Raw genomic sequence first — 18,650 nt, forward strand, 5'->3', positions numbered from 1 at the left:
TACAGTGTGCTTGCTGATTAAGCATTAGGTGACAGGCCTGCGGTGTTTAGCGCACCGCAGGCCTTTTTCATATACAGGAGAGATATACAACATGAGAAGATTTTTTTCGAAGGAGAAATCCAGAAAAGAGAAAAAAGCAGATTTTTATATTCTGTATACGATAGTTTTTGCAGTGATCTCACTGTTTATTTATGGCTGTTTTTATTTCAACGGAAAATCACTGATCTGGAGCCATGACGGTGTTCCGCAGCATATTAATGCACTTGCCTATTATGGGAAATATCTGCGGAATGTACTGAAAACACTGGTAATAGATCATAAAATTTTCTTCCCTATGTGGGATATGCATATTGGTTTCGGATCTGATATTCTGACAACACTTCATTATTATGTGATCGGTGATCCCCTGACATTACTTTCTGTATTTGTACCGGAAAAAAATACGGAGATTTTGTATGAGATTCTGATCTTTCTTCGAATCTATCTTGCGGGAATCACATTCAGTATTTATTGTTTTTACCGCAAGAATCCGAAACAGGCCACATTTATCGGAAGTCTTGTTTATATTTTTGCGGGATGGACGATCTATGCGTCTATGAAACATCCTTACTTTTCCAATCCTATGATCTACCTGCCGCTGGTTCTTATGGGAATTGAAAAAGTTTATAAAAAAGAGAAGCCGCACCTTTTTATCTGTGCGACGGCTGTAGCGGCAATGTCAAGTTTTTATTTCTTTTATATGATCAGTATCTTCATGGTGCTGTATGCGGCATTTCGGTATTTCGGTTTATTCCGGAAACGTTCCGTGAAAGATGTATTTCAGTGGTTCCTGAAATTTACAGGTTTCTATCTGGTGGCACTGATGATCGCTGCGACGATTTTTTTGCCTGTGGTGATGACTTTGTTTGGAACAGAACGTTTTCAGGCACAGAATTATGTCCCGTTATTTTATGACCGCATTTACTACGAAAAATATCTCGGCTGTCTGATTGGTGAGAATATGATCCAGTGGGGAGTTGCTGGATATTCCGCAGTTGCCATGGCAGGCGTGTTTGTGATTTTTTCCAAAAGAAAAAAATATACAGGACTGAAACTGGGATTTGTACTTTTAAATCTGTTCCTGCTGATTCCTTTTGCAGGACATGTGCTCAATGGATTTTCCTATGTATCCAACCGCTGGATCTGGGCATATGGAATGCTGATCGCCTATATTCTGGTGCAGGCATATCCGGAACTGTTTGCCTTACAGATACAGGAAAAAAGACGGATTTTTATTATGCTGCTGGGATATTGTGTGCTTGCACTTTTTTCGGAAACAGCCCGTACAGAGCGGAATATCATGGCTGTAATGTTGCTGGTTCTGGCTGTGTTTACAGTAGTTTCCTATGGAAATATTTTTGTGCAGGGAAAATATCTCTGTGGAATGATCGTTACTGTACTGATAGCAAGTATTCTTTTGAATGTGTCATATCAGTATTCTTATGAAAAAGATTATCTGTCAGAGTTTGAAGAAAAGGGCGGAGCACTGGAGGCACTGCAGTCCGGGCCGGATAAAGCGATCCAGAAGCTGGAAGATTCTTCAGTCAGCCGTTATGATCAGTACAAAACGGGCTCTTACGTAAATACTGCCATGTATATGGGAACTAACAGTACTTCTTATTATTTCAGTGTGGCCAATGGAAATATCAGTCGTTTCTTCGATGAAATGTACCTGAATACACCATGGGATTATCATTACAATAATCTGGACGGAAGGACCATTTTGGACCGTTTAGCTGCTGTGAAATATTTTGCCATCAAAAAGAACGGATATGGCTACGTTCCTTATGGATATGATCAGGAAGCTGTTACTACAAAGAAGTACAGGATCTACGAAGATGAGGATGCGCTTCCTCTGGGCTATACGTATGATACCTGGATCCCAAGGGAAAAATATGAAAAACTTTCTGTAACAGAAAAACAGCAGGCTCTTCTTCAGGGAGCTGTCATTGAAAGCAGCAGCCTTCCGGAAACAGACCTTACCTTTGATGACAAGAAAGCAGATTTTACACTGGAAGCAGGAAAAGGCTGTAAGATCAAAGATGGAAAGATCATTGTAACAAAGAAAAATGCCAAGGTTTCTATAGGATATCAGGGAGAACCGGATGCAGAAGTCTATCTTGTGGCGAAAAATCTGGATTTCAACGCATATTCACCGCGTGCCCGGATCAGTGACAGAAAGTGGGATTCTCTTACAGAATATGAGAAGAATACGGTACTTCACGAAGATGACAACTGGCGCTACTGGAAAGAAAGTAAAGAATCCGCAGTAGAGGTTTCTCTGGGAGCGGTGGACAAAACCATCCGGATTTTTACAGACAAATATAACGGATACAGTGGCCGCCATAATTTTCTTCTGAATATGGGGTATAAAAATTACAGCGCAGGAACTATAACGCTGACATTTTCTACTCCTGGGGAATATACATTTGATGATCTTTATCTGGTATGCCAGCCTATGGATTCTGTGGAAAAACAGACAGACCGGCTTGGAGAAGAAAGTCTTCATAATATAAAGACCGAAACTAATAAACTTACCGGAGATATTGAAGTATCTTCAGATAAGTTCCTCGTGTTTTCAATCCCATATAATGCAGGATTTACAGCATATGTGGACGGAAAGAAAGCAAAACTGGTTCAGGCGAACAGTATGTATATGGGGGTTGAGCTGAAAAAAGGAAAACACAGCATTGAGCTTACCTACTGTACACCATATGTGATACCGGGAATGTACCTGAGTGTATCAGGGCTGTTTCTGTTTTTGATGATCGGAATCTTTTACCGGAGGCCAAAGAAACAAAGAGAAAGGGGAAATCAGGAAAAATGAGCAGATTATCGGTGGTTTTGCCTGCGTATAATGAAGAACAGATGCTGGCAAAAACCTGCCGGACGCTGAAAAAAATCCTGGATTTAGCCGAAATCAATTACGAACTGGTTATTGTAGATGATGGTTCTACGGACCAGACATGGAAAATAATTGAGGAAACTGCAGAAAAAGATAGAAATGTGACTGGTGTACATTTTTCCAGAAATTTTGGAAAAGAAGCTGCAATTGTCGCAGGACTGGCTCAGGCGTCAGGAAACGCAGTGGCTGTTATGGACTGTGACCTGCAGCATCCGCCGGAAGTTCTTGTAAAAATGTATCGGTTATGGGAACAGGGCTATGAAGTTGTAGAAGGGATAAAAAAGAGCCGTGGAACAGAAACTGTGTTTCACAGAAAAAGTGCAGGATTTTTTTACAGGATCATGTCCAGGGCAACCGGATTTAATATGGAGAATGCTTCAGACTTTAAACTTCTGGATCGGAAAGCTGTGGAAAGCGTTCTTTCTATGCCAGAGCGGAGCATGTTTTTTCGGGCAACCTCATCCTGGGTTGGATTTAAAAGTACATCTGTGCTTTTTGAGGTGCAGGAGCGGGAAGCAGGAGAGTCTAAATGGTCTACCGGAAGCCTGATCCGTTATGCATTTCGCAATATCGTGGCTTTTACAACGCTTCCGCTGCAGTTTGTAACGATAGGAGCCGGTGGCTGTTTCATATGTTCTCTGCTCTTGCTGATCTATTCACTGGTGAGATATTTTACCGGACATGCAGTAGAGGGTTACACGACTTTGCTGATCGTGATGCTGTTTATCGGCAGTGCGGTGATGATGAGCCTTGGAATTATCGGATATTATATTGCAAGGATCTATGAAGAAGTGAAGCGCCGGCCAAGATATATTGTATCCAGAATCATACAAGGAGGTCATGAAAATGAAAAAACGGATTCTTAAATTATATGAAAATGATGTGATCCGTTATATTTTCTGGGGTGGTTGTACAACGCTGGTAAATCTGGTAAGCTTTTATATTATGAGAGAGCTTGGCATTATTCTGATGGCGGCGAATGTAGTATCGATCATCCTGGCGATCCTGTTTGCATATGTTGTGAATTCCAGATTTGTATTTCATGATCAGTGTGCAACTCTTGCGGATCATATCCGGCCTTTCCTGAAGTTTGTAAGTGCGCGTCTTGTGACAATGGTGATTGAAGTTGGAGGTGTTTGGCTGCTGGCAGTTGTGCTGGGATTTCACGATATGGTTGCAAAATTCTGCACCCAGTTTATTGTGCTGGTGCTGAATTATATATTTAGTAAATTTATAATCTTTACCACAGGTAAAAAAACGGGAGGTAGCAAATGATGACTTTAAAAGAAGCAGTAAAAAAAGTCCGTCCGCTGGATGAAAAGGCCATGGAAGGGGCAAAACAGCGTTGGGACAGTATTGCAAAACCTCTGCATTCCCTGGGCGAACTTGAAAATATGCTGACACAGATTGCCGGGATCACAGGAACACCGGATGTCCGTGTGGAAAAAAAAGCAGTAGTTGCCATGTGTGCAGATAATGGTGTTGTAGAGGAAGGCGTGACTCAGACAGGACAGGAAGTTACCGCAATTGTAGCCGAAAATTTCCTGGCGGGAACCACAACCTGCTGTGTGATGTGCCGGCAGTGTGGTGCGGAACTTTTCCCTGTGGATGTTGGAATGGTAACGGATACAAAAGTCCGTACAGATCTTAAGGTTGCCTACGGAACCAGGAACATGACGAAAGAACCTGCCATGACGAGAGAACAGGCGATCCAGGGCATTGAAGCGGGAATTGCCATGGCCGAGGAACTGAAGGGAAAAGGATACCAGGTTCTTGCCACCGGTGAAATGGGAATTGGAAATACGACCACCAGCAGTGCTGTGGCATCTGTACTTCTCGGGAAACCGGTAGAAGATATGACAGGAAGAGGAGCCGGACTTTCCGGTGAGGGGCTTGTGCGAAAGATCAACGCGATCAAAAAGGCCATTGCCCTGAACAATCCGGACCGCGCAGATGTGATCGATGTGCTGGCAAAGGTTGGTGGACTGGATATCGCAGGAATGACCGGTGTGTTTATCGGTGGAGCGGCATTAGGTATGCCGGTTGTGATGGATGGATTTATTTCCTGTGTATCTGCCCTGATCGCAGTAAAAATCTGCCCTCAGGTCAGTGATTATATCATTGCTTCTCATGTATCCAAAGAACCGGCAGCACACCTGATCCTGAAAGAACTGGATAAAGAAGCGATCATCCATGCGGGAATGTGCCTTGGAGAAGGTACCGGAGCGGTTGCCTTATTTCCACTGATGGATCTTTCCTGTGCAGTATATAATTCCATGAGTACTTTTGGAGATATCAATGTAGAACAGTATGAGGAGCTGAAATAAGATGCTGGTTGTTGTAACAGGAGGCAGCGGAAGCGGAAAGTCTGCTTTTGCGGAGGACAGAGTCCTTTCTTTTGGAGAGTCGAGAAGGATCTATATTGCCACCATGCAGGCTTTTGATGAAGAAAGTCACCGCCGCATTCGAAGACATCGCCGGATGCGGTCAGGAAAAGGATTTGAGACAATTGAGAGATACACAGAGCTGGATGAGTTGATACTTCCAAAGAATTGTGTAGTGCTTCTTGAATGTATGTCCAATCTGGTGGCAAATGAAATGTTCCGGGAAGATGGATTTCATCCGGAGGTTTCCGAAAAGATCACAGAAGGAGTAAGAAATCTTCTTTCACAGGCAGAACACGTGGTGATCGTTACCAACGAAATTTTTTCCGATGGAATTCTCTATGAAGGAGAATCCGAAAAGTATAAGGAACAGCTGGGACAGATCAACTGCAATCTGGCTGAAATGGCGGATGCTGTTGTAGAAGTGGTCTACGGAATCCCGGTCTGGCATAAAGGCGGTGAGAAAGCATGAAAAGTGTATGGAACAGTTTTAAAGCGGCATTTGCCATGTTTTCCAAGATTCCCACACCTATGGTAGACTGGAATAAAGAAAACATGAAGTATATGATGTGTTTCTTTCCTTTTGTGGGAACAGCCATTGGTATTCTGATCTGGCTTGTGGGATGTGTGCTGGGAAGTCATGCACAGATGGAACCGTTTTTTCTTGCAGTGATCCTTACGGTGATCCCGGTCTTTGTTACAGGTGGGATCCATGTGGACGGACTTCTGGACACTTCGGATGCGTTAAGTTCCTGGCAGGAGCGTACAAGAAGGCTGGAGATTCTGAAAGATTCGCATGCAGGAGCATTTGCCATTATCACAGCCTGCGTTTATTTTATCCTGTGGCTGGGTGCCTGGAGTCAGCTACTTGGTGATCACGATGGAATCTGTATCATGAGTATTGGATTTATGATGTCCAGATGCCTTTCCGGAATTGGCGTGATCATATTTCCAAAAGCAAGGACTGATGGAACCGTAGCAGAGTTTTCCAGGAATGCATCGGAGATTGTGGCACGAAATGTTCTGATCGTAATGCTTGCAGCACTGGCAGTACTGATGATATGGATCAATCCGGTAAAAGGTGCGCTTGCGGCAGTAACGGCACTGCTGGTATTCTGGTGGTATCATCACATGGCTATGAAATATTTTGGAGGAACGACTGGAGATCTTTCAGGTTTTTTCCTTTGTATCTGTGAGGTTGTGATGGCTCTGGTACTTGGGATAAGTGGCATTGTTATTCTGTGAAATGAAGATGGAATGAGGTAAAAAGATATGGAAATGATAATCGGCGGTGCTTATCAGGGAAAAAGCAGTTATGCAGAAAAACAGTTTCCCGATGTAAAATGGAAATGTGGTGCAGAGCTTACAGAAGAGGAACTTCTGGAAGCAGAAGGGGTTCTTGGGTTTCATCAGTACATAAGAAAGTGCCTGAAATCAGGTGAGGATCTGTCCGGTCTTGCAGAAAAACTTGCGGAGAAAAATCCGGGTGTAATCCTGGTCAGTGAGGAAGTCGGATACGGGATCGTTCCGGCCGATGCTTTTGAACGGCAGTATCGGGAGGCTGTAGGCCGTGTTTGTACGGAACTTGCGGGAAAGAGCAGCAGGGTTACAAGAGTTGTATGTGGGATCGGGATGGTGCTGAAAAATGCTTAAATTATATCTGATACGTCATGGTCAAACTCCGGGAAACAAGCTTTCGCGTTATATCGGTACAACGGATGAGCCGTTGAGCGATGAAGGCCGGGAATTTCTGAAAAAACTTTCCTATCCCATGCCGGAGGAGTTGTTTGTAAGTCCACTTCTCCGCTGTGTGGAAACGGCAGAAATTTTTTTTCCGGGAAAGCAGCTCCACATTATAGAAGAACTTTCGGAATGTGATTTTGGAGAGTTTGAGAATAAAAATTACAAAGAGCTTGCCGGAAATGAAAATTATCAGAAATGGATCGACAGCAATGGAACAATGCCATTTCCGGGCGGAGAGAGCAGAGAAGGCTTTAAATATCGCAGCCTGACAGGATTTCAGAAAGCCGTGACACAGTGTATCCGTAAAAATGTGGATACAGCGGCGCTGGTGATCCATGGTGGAACCATTATGAATATTATGGAAGAATATGCGGACAGACACAGACCGTTTTATGAATGGGTGTAAAAAACGGCGGGGCGGTTATCTGGTTGAACTGGACCAGGATCTCTGGCAAAAAGGACGCAGGGAGTTTACAGTCTGTGAAGCATATATGGAGGGTTAAAAAATGAATGGACAGATGATCAGCTGGACACGCAGTGATCTGAAATGGCGTGCAAAACAGGCTTTTCGTAAAAATTACTGGTCAGCAGTTCTGGTCAGTCTGGTGCTTGCCATTGTGCTGGCATCCGGTGGAAAAGGCGCAGTTCAAAGTGGCGCCAGCAATGTAATGAATTCGGATTATAGTTATCAGGTTAATACCTATAATTCCAATGGTTTCAGTTCCTATGCAGGTCATATGTTTGGCGGATCGTATTCTCCGTGGGCACTGATCTTTGCGCTGGTAGGAGCCGGGGTAGTGGTTGCCGCGGCACTGATCGGGACATTACTTAAGATTTTTGTGTGCAATGTATTTGAAGTAGGAGGTCGCAGTTTTTATATTGAAAATCTGTACGCAGTTCCAGGTGTCGGCAAACTGCTCAGCGCATTTCGTTCCGGATATTATGGAAATGTGGTAAAAACCATGTTTTTCCGGGATCTGTTTACATTTCTCTGGTCTTTACTGTTTATTATCCCGGGAATCATAAAGTCTTATGAATATAAGATGGTTCCGTATCTTCTTGCGGAATATCCGGATATGGACAGAAAAGAAGTTTTTGCAAGAAGCCGTGATATGATGTATGGACAGAAGTGGAATACGTTTGTTCTGGATCTTTCCTTTATTCCATGGAATATCCTTTCCACGATCACCTTTGGACTGGTAGGTCTGTTCTATGTATCTCCATATCAGGATGCGACCTATGCGGAACTTTACGATGCTCTGGCAGCAGGGATGCCGGGAAATAACGGACAGCGGGTGTATGGAAATGGAAACTACTATTATAACTGACAGAATGATCCTTGTACGTGGCGGCGGCGATCTTGCTACCGGCGTGATCCATAAACTTCATCAGAGCGGCTATCACATTCTGATCCTGGAATGCGACCGGCCAAGCGCCATCCGCCGTCATGTAGCTTTCTGTGAAGCCGTTTATGACGGAACTTCGGAAGTGGAAGGCGTTGTGTGCAGAAGGATCCCGGAAATGGAAATTCCGGCACAGTGCAAAAGCTGCTGGGAAAAAGGAGAAATTCCCCTTCTGACAGATACGGAGGGAAAACATATCCGGGAACTTTCGCCGGCAGCAGTGATCGATGCGATCCTCGCCAAAAAAAATCTCGGGACAAACAGAGATATGGCACCAGTGACAGTAGGTCTTGGACCTGGGTTTACCGCAGGAGAAGATGTGGATTATGTGATCGAAACCATGCGGGGCCACAATCTGGGAAGGATCATAAAAGAAGGCAGTGCGCTTCCAAATACAGGTGTGCCTGGTCTGATCGCGGGAATCGGAAAAGAAAGAGTGATCCATTCACCGGCAGCCGGTGAAATGAAGAATATCAGCAGGATCGCAGATATCGTAGAAAAAGACCAGATCATTGCCATGGTTGGGAACGTTCCTGTGAAAGCAACGATATCCGGCGTGATCCGGGGGCTGATCCGTGACGGATATCCTGTTTTTAAAGGGATGAAAATTGCAGATATCGATCCGAGAGCGGAACAGAAAAAAAACTGTTTTACTATTTCGGATAAAGCAAGATGCATTGCCGGAGGGGTACTGGAAGTATTGCTTTCCTGCGGGATACTTCCTGATGTTAAAACAGAAGAAAACTAAAAATATGTGGAGTATGTCATGAACAGAAAAGAGAAAGGGACCCTGACAGCTGCTTTTACAGGAGGTGGAGGAAAAACCAGCCTGATTTTTTATCTGGTAGAAAAATTTTCCAGACAGGGAAAACGTGTGATCGTGACAACGACCACCCACATGGCATGGGAAGAGGACCGTCCTTTTGCAGATGCAGAGGATACAGAGGAACTTTGCAGGCTTATAGAACAATATGGATATGTGATCGCGGCGAAACATAAAGCCGGACAGCCGAAAATTTCCGGTCCTGAACCGGAAACCCTGAAAAGGTTGTCCGGTTTTCGTGATCTTCTTCTTGTAGAAGCAGATGGTGCGAGGAGATTACCTTTGAAAGTTCCTGCTGTGCACGAACCGGTAATTCCGGAATTTGCAGATATTGTAGTGGGTGTGACAGGGCTGGATTGCATTGGAAAAAAGATCTGTGATATTGCACATCGTCCGGAGGATGTAGCGGAATTTCTACGGAAAAAGACAGATGAGCCAGTGATGTGGGAAGATGTTGTAAAGATTGCGTCATCGGAAAATGGATTGCGTAAAAATGTGGGTGAAAAAAGTTTTCTGGTATATTTTAATAAGGCAGATGTACTGGAATCTCCAGGTATGGTTGAAAATATCATTAAGAAGTGTCGGGAAGCAGGCATAGAAGCAGTGTGTGGAAGCCTGAAAAAGATAATGGAACGGCAGGAAATATGCCGGAAGTTTCATGGAATAAGGAGGAAATGAGAGATGAAGCTGGGACTGATCATGCTGGCAGCGGGAAACAGCAGACGGTTTGGGAGTAATAAGCTTTTGTATACCATTGAAGGAGAACCGATGTACCGGCATATTCTTTCGGAACTTATGAGGGTGAGAAAAGCGCTGAAAGAGCAGAAGCATACCTGTGAAATTACGGTGGTAACTCAGTATGAGGAGATAGCGGCAGAAGCGGAAAAATGTGGAGCGCAGGTGCTTTATAATTTACATCCGGATGAGGGGATTTCTTCTTCTCTGAAAATCGGACTCAGTAGAAATCGAGAGATGGATGCCTGCCTTTTTACAGTCTCTGATCAGCCATGGCTTCGGGGAGAGACGATCCTTGCGCTTTTGGAGGTGTTTTTGAAAGAGGGGAAAGGGATTGCTTGTGTGGAGTATGATGAGAAACTTGGAAATCCCTGTGTTTTTTCGGAGAGGTATTATGGAGAGTTGATGGGACTTGAGGGGGATGTTGGAGGGAAGAGAGTGGTTGTGCGGAATCGGAAGGATGTGGCTGTAATGAGGGTGGTGGATGGGAGGGAAGTAATGGATGTGGATGTGGCGGACGGACGCCGGTGAGGTACCGTCTGGCGTGCGGCACCTGGAATTTAGTAGTGGCAGCGAGAGGCTTTTGGCTATAACTTACGCTTTTTATATGTACAAGTACATAAATAGCCGGCTAGATGTATTATCGGAAAAAAGAAAGCCAGCAGGGAACCGCCCTGGCGTATCGGGATGTTCTGCAGGAGTCCTGCTGATTCTTAGGTGGTGTGGTTTCTGCGTTATTCCCAAAAGTTCTGCTGTCTGAGCGGCTTGACGCGAGTTCAGAACTTTTGGGAATGGTTTTAGCAGAAGCCGCAGCGCCTTAGAATTCAGCGGACGACGAAGCCTTTCCCGATACGCCAGGGCGGTTCCCTGCGTACGTTTATATTATACTATTATACTTACATAAAATGATTCCTAACCGCTTCCTCCTCAGCCAGCCGCACTGTCTCCTCAGAAGGATTGGAAATCACAGCAGAAGCCACGATCTCACAGGGAGGATTCCCCTTCACACTGTTTACAGCAGCAGTCACAGCAGAAACATCACCAGTCAAAAAAACAGTCGCGTGGCCGCCACATTTCGTCTGCCATGTAAGAAAAGAAACATCAGAAGTCTTCAGCATCTGATCGATCACAAGAATCGCATTGCTACTGCCGACAACCTCAACCAAACCAAAAGCACCATAATTCATAAATCAGTCTCCCCCTTTACTTGTTGATCGTCATTTTCAGCGCAATCTCTGTATCCTCAGAAGGAGAAGCGATCACAGTATGAGAAACGACCTTGCCAAGAGGTCTGGCTGCTTCCAGAGCGACCTCCATAGCTGCATTCACATCAGAGACAGAACCACGCATCTTTACACAGGCACCGCTTTTCAGACGGTTACGTTCAACACTCTGAATTTTAACATTAGCTGCCTTGGAAGCAGCATCAAGAGCAACAAAACAGGCAACCAGGTTATCCAGTTCAAAGACACCTACGGCCATGCCGCTGTAAATGTTATCCATAAAATATACCTCCATCCGGGCTGATTCTCTGTTGTGTGGTTTTTTGACCGATTTCGCCTGGAATCATTACCGTTTTTATGGTTTTATTATATACGTTTTTTGTGGAAATGGCAAGAAATATATAGTATAGTTATGTTTAAAAAAAGAGATTCCGGAATTTAACCAAATCAAGTAAGTCCCCTGCGGGGTTGCGAAAAGCAATAAGCAGTGGGTGGGGACTTGCTTGTATCAGGAGGAGTGCAAGCGCCTCCTGATAAACTGCGGAGCAGTTATTTGGTGTAGAGCTACGTAGCGAAGCGGATTGCGAATATCCGCTTGACCCAGGAATCTGTGAATTTCAGAAATATCAGGAAGGTGAAAAAATGCAGACGCATCAGACAGATTTTTCAAATGGAAATGTCTACCGGAATATTATGGAGGTTGCTGTACCGATGATCATCGCGCAGATTCTGAATCTTCTGTATAATATTGTAGACAGAATCTATATCGGAAGAATTCCGGAGATTGGAGCTACCGCACTGACGGGAGTGGGACTTTGTTTTCCGATTATTACATTGATTACCGCATTTACCTATCTGTTTGGAAATGGCGGCTCCCCACTCTGTTCCATGGAACGGGGAAGAGGCAATGAAAAAGAAGCGGAGATGCTGATGGGAAATACATTTGTCATGCTGATCTGGGCTGGGGCAGTTCTTACTGTTACGGGGCTTGCTTTTTACAGGCCTATTCTTTATGCATTCGGGGCCAGTGATGTCACATTTCCCTATGCTGCCAGCTACATAAAGATCTATCTTCTGGGGACACTGTTTGTAATGATCACACTGGGAATGAATCCGTTTATCAACAGCCAGGGATTTGGAAACACAGGAATGTTTACAATCCTGATCGGAGCAGTGTTAAATATTATCCTGGACCCGCTTTTTATTTTTGGATTTCATATGGGAGTCAGAGGGGCAGCTGTGGCGACAATCATTTCCCAGTTTTGTTCCACAGTATGGGTGTTACGTTTTTTATGTGGGAAAAAAGCAGTTCTGAACCTGAAAAAAAGTGCCTTCAAAATTTCCTGGAAACGTGTGAGGGACATCGTAAGTCTTGGAATGTCCGGATTTTTTATGGCTTTTACCAACAGCCTGGTGCAGGTAGTCTGTAATGCGACACTTCAGACCTGGGGTGGAGATATTTATGTGGGAGTGATGACCGTTTTGAACTCTGTCCGTGATATTTTTACCATGCCGGTTCACGGGCTGACCACAGGTGCTTCTCCGGTTATGAGTTTTAATTATGGAGAAAAAGCCTATGACAGGGTAAAAAAAGCAATTAAATTTATCACAGCAGTCTGTGTTATCTATACACTGGCAGGCTGGGGAATCCTGAAACTGATGCCGGAATTTTTTATCCGTATATTCAACAGTGATCCAGAACTTCTTGAAAAGGGCGTTCCGGCACTTCATATTTATTTTTTCGGGTTCTGTTTTATGGCTTTGCAGTTTACCGGCCAGAGTGTATTTGTGGCACTTGGAAAAGCAAAAAAAGCCACTTTTTTTTCACTGCTTCGAAAAGCGATCATAGTAGTTCCACTGACGATCCTGCTCCCCTATGTGAAAGGCCTGGGAACAGACGGTGTATTCTGGGCAGAGCCGATTTCCAATCTGGTAGGAGGATGTGCATGTTTTTTTACCATGCTGGCAACGGTTCTGCCGGAACTGAATGAAAGACCAGGAACCGGGAACAAATAAACTTTAGCAGACAGAACAAATAAAATAATAAAAAGGAGAACAGTTTATGTGTACAGCAGCAACTTATAAGACAAAGGACTTTTACTTCGGAAGAACACTGGATTATGAATTCTCTTATGGAGATGAGATCACCATCACACCGAGAAATTATATATTTGAGTTTCGGCATATGGAGAAACTTTCCAGTCATTATGCAATCATAGGTATGGCTCACGTAGCGGGAGATTATCCTCTTTATTACGATGCTGTCAATGAAAAAGGTCTTGGAATGGCAGGACTTAATTTTGTTGGAAACGCTGTATATAATGAGGTGGAAAATGGAAAAGAAAATGTGGCGCAGTTTGAATTCATTCCATGGATCCTTGGCAAATGCGCTACTGTGCAGGAGGCAAAAGAGTGCCTGAAAAAGATCAATCTTGTAAAAACTCCGTTCAGTGAAATGCTTCCCTGTGCACAGCTTCACTGGATCATAGCGGATAAAGAAGAAGCAATCACAGTGGAATCCATGGCAGACGGCCTTCATGTCTGGGATAATCCGGCAGGCGTTCTTACGAATAATCCGCCTTTTGACCAGCAGATGTTTATGTTGAACAATTATATGCATCTTTCTCCCAGACAGCCGGAAAATCATTTTTCTGAATCTCTGGGATTAAAAACCTACAGCCGTGGTATGGGAGCACTGGGACTTCCGGGAGATCTTTCCTCCGCATCCAGGTTTGCAAGAGTAGCGTTTGTGAAAGACCATTCTTTTTCTGGAGATTCCGAGGAAGAAAGCGTCAGCCAGTTCTTTCATATCCTGGGGTCTGTTGACCAGCAGAGAGGCTGCTGTGAGGTAGAACCAGGAAAATATGAGATCACTCTTTATACCTCCTGCTGTAACTGTGATAAGGGAATTTATTATTATACAACTTACGAAAATCATCAGATTTCTGCAGTTCATATGCACCATGAAGATCTGGATGGGACTGTGCCTGTGAGATATCCGGTTCTTCAGGGCGAAAAAATCTGTCTGCAGAATTAAAAGTGCAGAGTTTTTTTGTATGTGCTAGAATAAACAGGATGATTTTATGACTGTCCGAAGTAAACGGGCAGGAACGAGAGGAGAAACACAATGGCTTTATTTCAGGCATTTCGGGCAGTAAGACCCGCTGAGGGAAAAGCAGAGAAAGTGGCAGCACTTCCCTATGACGTAGTGAGCAGAGAGGAAGCGCGTGAAATTGGAGAAAAAAATCCGTACTCTTTTCTCCATGTAGACAGAGCGGAAATGGATCTGGATCCAGGGATCGATCTTTATGATGCAAAAGTCTATCGGAAAGCAAAGGAAAACTTGGATCGCTTTCAGGCAGAGGGAACTCTGATACAGGATGAAAAACCGAATTATTATCTGTATGAACTGATCCGGAAGGGAAAATCCCAGACAGGAATCGTGGGCGTCAGCTCTATCGATGATTACATGAATGGCGTGATCAAGAAGCATGAACTGACAAGAGAGGATAAAGAGCAGGACAGAATCCACCATGTGGATATCTGCGATGCCAATACAGGTCCGATCTTTCTTACCTGCAGATATCCGGAAGAACTTCTTGTACTGATGGAAAACTGGAAAAACAGCCATGAACCGGTATATGATTTTACTTCGGAAGATGAAATTACACATCGGGTATGGATCGTGGATGAAGAGGAAAAGATTCAGAAAATCAATCGCCTTTTTGGTGAAATTTCTTCCATCTATATTGCAGACGGACATCACAGAGCAGCGTCTGCCGTAAAAGTAGGACAGAAACGAAGAAAAGAACATCCGGATTATACAGGAAAAGAAGAGTTTAACTTTTTCCTGTCTGTAGTATTTCCTTATGATCAGCTGACGATCCTTCCCTATCACAGGATTGTGAAAGATCTTAAAGGCATGGAACCGAAAGCTTTTATCGGAAGTATGAAGTTTAATTTTGAACTGATGGCAATGCCGGGATTTCCATGTAAACCGGTGGAAAAACATTGCTTTGGTCTCTATGTAGATGGGGAATGGTTTCATCTGAAAGCGTATCCGGATATTTATGCGAAGAAAGACAGTGTAGGACAGCTGGATGTATCCATTCTTCAGGATAAGGTTCTGGGACCGGTACTTGGAATTGAAGATCCGCGTACAGATGAGAGAATCTGTTTTATGGGAGGAAATCACAGACTGAAGGATCTGGCTGCGGTTGCGGATGAAATTGGCGGCGCTGCTTTTGCCATGTATCCGACTTCCATGGAAGAACTGATGAATATTGCGGATGAAGGGAAACTGATGCCGCCTAAGAGTACATGGTTTGAGCCAAAGCTTCGAAGTGGTCTTTTTATCCATAAACTTTCAGACTGATGATTGCTTTTTTATAAAATTTTAATAAACTCGTCAGGAAAATCTTAGGAAATCACTACAGATTGCTCACATTTATTTTATAAGATATAAACTATGGTGAGCAAATGAGAAAGAGGGGTTTTCATGACAAACGAACAGTATTACGATTGTATCCAGCCATATCAGAATGCATGTCAGATCATGCGGGCTAAGCTCGAGGTGCTCAATGGAAGTCTGTACCAGAAGTCGTCCGTATCTCCGATCCATAATATCCAGGAGCGGATCAAAGCCAAAAAAAGCATTCGAGAAGAAGCTTGAAAAGCTGGGGCATTCGGACAGTGTGCAGAACGCCAAGGATTATCTCCGGGATATTGCGGGGATCCGTGTGATCTGCTATTTTATAGATGATATTTATAACCTTGTAAATGCTCTGAAAAGACAGAGTGAACTGATTTTTATCCGGGAGAAGGATTACATACAGAATCCGAAACCTAACGGGTACAGGAGTTATCATGTGATCATTGCCGTACCTGTCTATTATCTGGATACGATGGAATATTTTCCGGTAGAGATACAGTTGCGTACTATGACCATGGATCTGTGGGCAAGTATGGAGCACCGGGTCTGTTATAAGAAACTTCCGGAACACAGGGAAGAGCTGGCAGAGGCATTTTGTCAGTATGCAGATATCCTGAGAAAAATCGAGGAACAGTTTGAAGCATATAACGAAACAGGAATGCTGGAGGAGATTGCACCTTCCGAAGTTGTGGAATCTCCGACTGAGGGATAGAAATGGAAATTGAAGAAGAGTTTATTTCCGGATTCTGCCGCACTATGAACAGTGGAGAGACGGTATGCTGCGAGTATACACGGAGAGAAGACGGAAGCAGAGAGCTGACTTTTATGGACTGTGCACATGAACGATGTGTGAATACAGGAGCCTGTGAGATTTTCAGACAGGCACATGAACTGGAGCAGAAATAAAAGATATGGACAGGAACAGAAATAAGAAACCTGCCGATCAAACAATATAAATAGGAGGAAAGAAATATGAAACATACAGTAGATGCAATGGGCAAACAGTGCCCGATTCCTGTAGTAATGACCAAGAAGATCCTGGATAAAGCGGAACAGGGGGATGAGATCCAGGTTCTTGTAGATAATGAGACTGCGGTAAACAACTTAAGCAGACTTGCCGGAAGTACCGGATGCAGTTTTGTCTCCAGAAAGACGGAGGACGGTTATGAGATCCATATGGTAGTGAAATCCGACGTGCAGGCCAGAACTGCTGCAGAACCGGAAATTGTCTGCACACCAGCCGTACCACAGGGGGATTATACAGTGGCCATCACTTCCGATAAGATGGGAGACGGAGATCCGGAGCTTGGAGCAATCCTTATCAAAGGCTTTGTGTATGCCCTGACACAGCTTGAGACGCCGCCGTCTGTAATGCTTTTTTATAATGGAGGGGCGAAGCTTACTGCTTCGGATTCCCCATGCATTGAAGATCTGAAAACTCTGCAGGAGCAGGGATGTGAGATCCTGACATGTGGGAACCTGTGTGAATTTTTATGGACTGAAGGAACCGGCAGTGGGAACTGTAACAAATATGTATGCCATTGCAGAGAAACTTACAAAAGCAGGTAAAGTGATCCGCCCATAAAATGGATAAAAGGATGTCGTTTACTGGAAGATAGCAAAGCGAAACAGGAATGTCCGCTTTATGATATGGAAATGCCGCAGATTTTTTGGATTCTGCGGCATTTTTGAAACTTTTATAATTCAATATCAATATTCTGTTCTTCAATGTTATGACGTTTTGCATAACCGGTAAGCATCAGTGTCAGGGCACCATCTCCGGTTACATTGCATGCAGTTCCGAAGCTGTCCTGCAAGGCAAAAATAGTAAGCATCAGTGCAGTACCGGAACTGTCGAATTTCAGCACACCGGTAATGATGCCAAGGGATGCCATAACAGTTCCGCCGGGGACACCGGGAGCGCCGATGGCGAATACACCGAGAAGCAGACAAAACAGAACCATAGTTCCTGGCGTCGGAACAGAGCCGTACAGGATCTTGGAAACAGCCATACAGAAGAAAACTTCTGTAAGAACGGAACCGCAGAGATGAATATTTGCAAACAGAGGGATTCCGAAATTTACAAGATCTTTGCGAAGCGGTTTGGCCCGGGATGCACACTGAAGTGCTACAGCCAGTGTTGCGGCAGAAGACATGGTTCCTACCGCAGTCAGGTAAGCAGGTGCGTAATGGCGTACAACCTCCAGAGGATTTTCACCGGAGTAGATTCCGGCCAGTATGTACAGAAAAGCCATCCAGATGAAATGTCCGGCCAGAACCAGCACGATGATCTCCAGGAAAACCGGCAGCTGTCTGGTAATCGTACCTTCATAGGCAAGTCCGCAGAAAGTAGAGCCGATAAACAGCGGAAGAATGGGAATGATGATCCTTGATACCAGAGCCAGAACGATTTTCTGGAACTCATCCAGAAGACCGGTGACCAGTTTCGCTTTTGTCCAGGTGGCAGCCAGACCGATCATAACCGAAAAAACAAGAGCGCTCATAACCGACATGATCTGAGGAATCTCCAGTTCGAAGATTACTTCAGGCAGCTGTTTCAGCCCTGCTGCATAGGAATGAATGGATAGATGTGGAATAATAAAAAATCCGGATGCTGTGGAAAAAAGTGCCGCACCTATGGAAGAACCGTAGGCAAGGACAACGGCAACGCCCAGCATTACAGAAGCATTTTTGCCAAGCTTGGTGATGGATGGAGCGATAAAACCAAGAACGATCAGCGGAACACAGAAGGTGATAATCTGGCCCAGAATGTACTTGACTGTAACAACAATATTAAGAACTGCCATGGAAATTCCGTTTCGTGCTGTACCGGTTCAGAACAAGCCCGGAGAGGATACCCAGGATTACAGCCACAAGGAGTTTAAAAGGCAGACTTTTGAAAAAAGATCCTTTTTTCATTGGAAAACCTCCTCTGATAGTATAAAATAAAGCCAAAACCAATT

The 18,650-nt window shown here is 44.2% G+C and carries 19 protein-coding genes and 2 pseudogenes; 18 read left to right on the plus strand and 3 right to left on the minus strand.

What is annotated here, in order from left to right:
• Nucleotides 1-91 precede the first annotated feature (91 nt).
• The 12 genes from AC04Q6_RS02765 to AC04Q6_RS02820 all read left to right on the plus strand — a co-directional run bounded on the left by AC04Q6_RS02765 (nt 92) and on the right by AC04Q6_RS02820 (nt 10,563).
• Complete coding sequence (locus AC04Q6_RS02765; RefSeq protein WP_021978153.1) at nt 92-2,866, plus strand: YfhO family protein; 2,775 nt, start codon at nt 92-94, stop codon at nt 2,864-2,866.
• Complete coding sequence (locus AC04Q6_RS02770; protein WP_118070121.1) at nt 2,863-3,810, plus strand: glycosyltransferase family 2 protein; 948 nt, start codon at nt 2,863-2,865, stop codon at nt 3,808-3,810. Before AC04Q6_RS02765 ends, AC04Q6_RS02770 begins: the two co-directional genes overlap by 4 nt.
• Nucleotides 3,791-4,219 carry a GtrA family protein gene (locus AC04Q6_RS02775; RefSeq protein WP_021978151.1) on the plus strand — a complete coding sequence of 143 codons (429 nt, stop codon included), beginning with the start codon at nt 3,791-3,793 and terminating at the stop codon, nt 4,217-4,219. The genes AC04Q6_RS02770 and AC04Q6_RS02775 overlap by 20 nt, the downstream gene beginning before the upstream one ends.
• A complete protein-coding gene (gene cobT, locus AC04Q6_RS02780; protein WP_118064468.1) occupies nt 4,219-5,271 on the plus strand; it encodes a nicotinate-nucleotide--dimethylbenzimidazole phosphoribosyltransferase in 1,053 nt (350 codons plus the stop codon). Before AC04Q6_RS02775 ends, cobT begins: the two co-directional genes overlap by 1 nt.
• 1 nt (nt 5,272) lies before the next feature.
• Nucleotides 5,273-5,800, plus strand: coding sequence for a bifunctional adenosylcobinamide kinase/adenosylcobinamide-phosphate guanylyltransferase (locus tag AC04Q6_RS02785; protein ID WP_118064437.1), 528 nt, complete (start codon nt 5,273-5,275; stop codon nt 5,798-5,800).
• Nucleotides 5,797-6,573 carry an adenosylcobinamide-GDP ribazoletransferase gene (gene cobS, locus AC04Q6_RS02790; protein WP_118064439.1) on the plus strand — a complete coding sequence of 259 codons (777 nt, stop codon included), beginning with the start codon at nt 5,797-5,799 and terminating at the stop codon, nt 6,571-6,573. The genes AC04Q6_RS02785 and cobS overlap by 4 nt, the downstream gene beginning before the upstream one ends.
• Nucleotides 6,574-6,600: 27 nt before the next feature.
• Nucleotides 6,601-6,981: a bifunctional adenosylcobinamide kinase/adenosylcobinamide-phosphate guanylyltransferase gene (locus AC04Q6_RS02795; protein ID WP_021978147.1), complete on the plus strand. Its 381-nt coding sequence runs from the start codon at nt 6,601-6,603 to the stop codon at nt 6,979-6,981.
• Nucleotides 6,974-7,477 carry a histidine phosphatase family protein gene (locus AC04Q6_RS02800; protein ID WP_476389512.1) on the plus strand — a complete coding sequence of 168 codons (504 nt, stop codon included), beginning with the start codon at nt 6,974-6,976 and terminating at the stop codon, nt 7,475-7,477. Before AC04Q6_RS02795 ends, AC04Q6_RS02800 begins: the two co-directional genes overlap by 8 nt.
• Nucleotides 7,478-7,577: 100 nt before the next feature.
• Nucleotides 7,578-8,399: a DUF975 family protein gene (locus tag AC04Q6_RS02805; RefSeq protein ID WP_242996970.1), complete on the plus strand. Its 822-nt coding sequence runs from the start codon at nt 7,578-7,580 to the stop codon at nt 8,397-8,399.
• Complete coding sequence (gene yqeB / locus AC04Q6_RS02810; protein ID WP_476389527.1) at nt 8,371-9,222, plus strand: selenium-dependent molybdenum cofactor biosynthesis protein YqeB; 852 nt, start codon at nt 8,371-8,373, stop codon at nt 9,220-9,222. The genes AC04Q6_RS02805 and yqeB overlap by 29 nt, the downstream gene beginning before the upstream one ends.
• Nucleotides 9,223-9,240: 18 nt before the next feature.
• Nucleotides 9,241-9,975 carry a selenium cofactor biosynthesis protein YqeC gene (gene yqeC, locus AC04Q6_RS02815; protein ID WP_476389513.1) on the plus strand — a complete coding sequence of 245 codons (735 nt, stop codon included), beginning with the start codon at nt 9,241-9,243 and terminating at the stop codon, nt 9,973-9,975.
• A 3-nt stretch (nt 9,976-9,978) separates the two neighbouring features.
• Complete coding sequence (locus tag AC04Q6_RS02820; RefSeq protein WP_118070117.1) at nt 9,979-10,563, plus strand: nucleotidyltransferase family protein; 585 nt, start codon at nt 9,979-9,981, stop codon at nt 10,561-10,563.
• Nucleotides 10,564-10,928: 365 nt separating this feature from the next.
• Here AC04Q6_RS02820 and AC04Q6_RS02825 read toward each other — a convergent pair whose 3' ends face one another.
• Entirely contained in the window at nt 10,929-11,219 is a 291-nt protein-coding gene (locus AC04Q6_RS02825; protein WP_118070115.1) for a BMC domain-containing protein, read from the minus strand.
• Between the two features lie 16 nt (nt 11,220-11,235).
• The gene (locus AC04Q6_RS02830) at nt 11,236-11,535 is read right to left on the minus strand and encodes a BMC domain-containing protein (protein ID WP_021978140.1); all 300 of its coding nucleotides are present in this window, start codon (nt 11,533-11,535) and stop codon (nt 11,236-11,238) included.
• Between the two features lie 362 nt (nt 11,536-11,897).
• Between AC04Q6_RS02830 and AC04Q6_RS02835 the strand changes: the two genes are divergently transcribed.
• The 6 genes and pseudogenes from AC04Q6_RS02835 to yedF all read left to right on the plus strand — a co-directional run bounded on the left by AC04Q6_RS02835 (nt 11,898) and on the right by yedF (nt 17,256).
• Nucleotides 11,898-13,271 carry an MATE family efflux transporter gene (locus AC04Q6_RS02835; protein ID WP_021978130.1) on the plus strand — a complete coding sequence of 458 codons (1,374 nt, stop codon included), beginning with the start codon at nt 11,898-11,900 and terminating at the stop codon, nt 13,269-13,271.
• A 46-nt stretch (nt 13,272-13,317) separates the two neighbouring features.
• Nucleotides 13,318-14,292: a choloylglycine hydrolase gene (gene bsh / locus AC04Q6_RS02840; protein ID WP_118064449.1), complete on the plus strand. Its 975-nt coding sequence runs from the start codon at nt 13,318-13,320 to the stop codon at nt 14,290-14,292.
• A gap of 90 nt (nt 14,293-14,382) precedes the next feature.
• Nucleotides 14,383-15,630 (plus strand): DUF1015 domain-containing protein, encoded by a 1,248-nt coding sequence (locus AC04Q6_RS02845; RefSeq protein WP_118070113.1) that lies wholly within the window; start codon nt 14,383-14,385, stop codon nt 15,628-15,630.
• Between the two features lie 123 nt (nt 15,631-15,753).
• Nucleotides 15,754-16,399, plus strand: a pseudogene (locus tag AC04Q6_RS02850) (GTP pyrophosphokinase).
• Nucleotides 16,400-16,401: 2 nt separating this feature from the next.
• Nucleotides 16,402-16,593 (plus strand): hypothetical protein, encoded by a 192-nt coding sequence (locus tag AC04Q6_RS02855; RefSeq protein WP_021978126.1) that lies wholly within the window; start codon nt 16,402-16,404, stop codon nt 16,591-16,593.
• Between the two features lie 66 nt (nt 16,594-16,659).
• Nucleotides 16,660-17,256 (plus strand): sulfurtransferase-like selenium metabolism protein YedF, encoded by a 597-nt coding sequence (gene yedF / locus AC04Q6_RS02860; RefSeq protein ID WP_476389514.1) that lies wholly within the window; start codon nt 16,660-16,662, stop codon nt 17,254-17,256.
• 128 nt (nt 17,257-17,384) lie between these two features.
• On the opposite strand, the pseudogene AC04Q6_RS02865 reads toward yedF, so the two are convergent.
• A pseudogene (locus AC04Q6_RS02865) lies at nt 17,385-18,606 on the minus strand (dicarboxylate/amino acid:cation symporter).
• Nucleotides 18,607-18,650: the final 44 nt, after the last annotated feature.

This window comes from Blautia sp. HA9023, assembly GCF_056504095.1.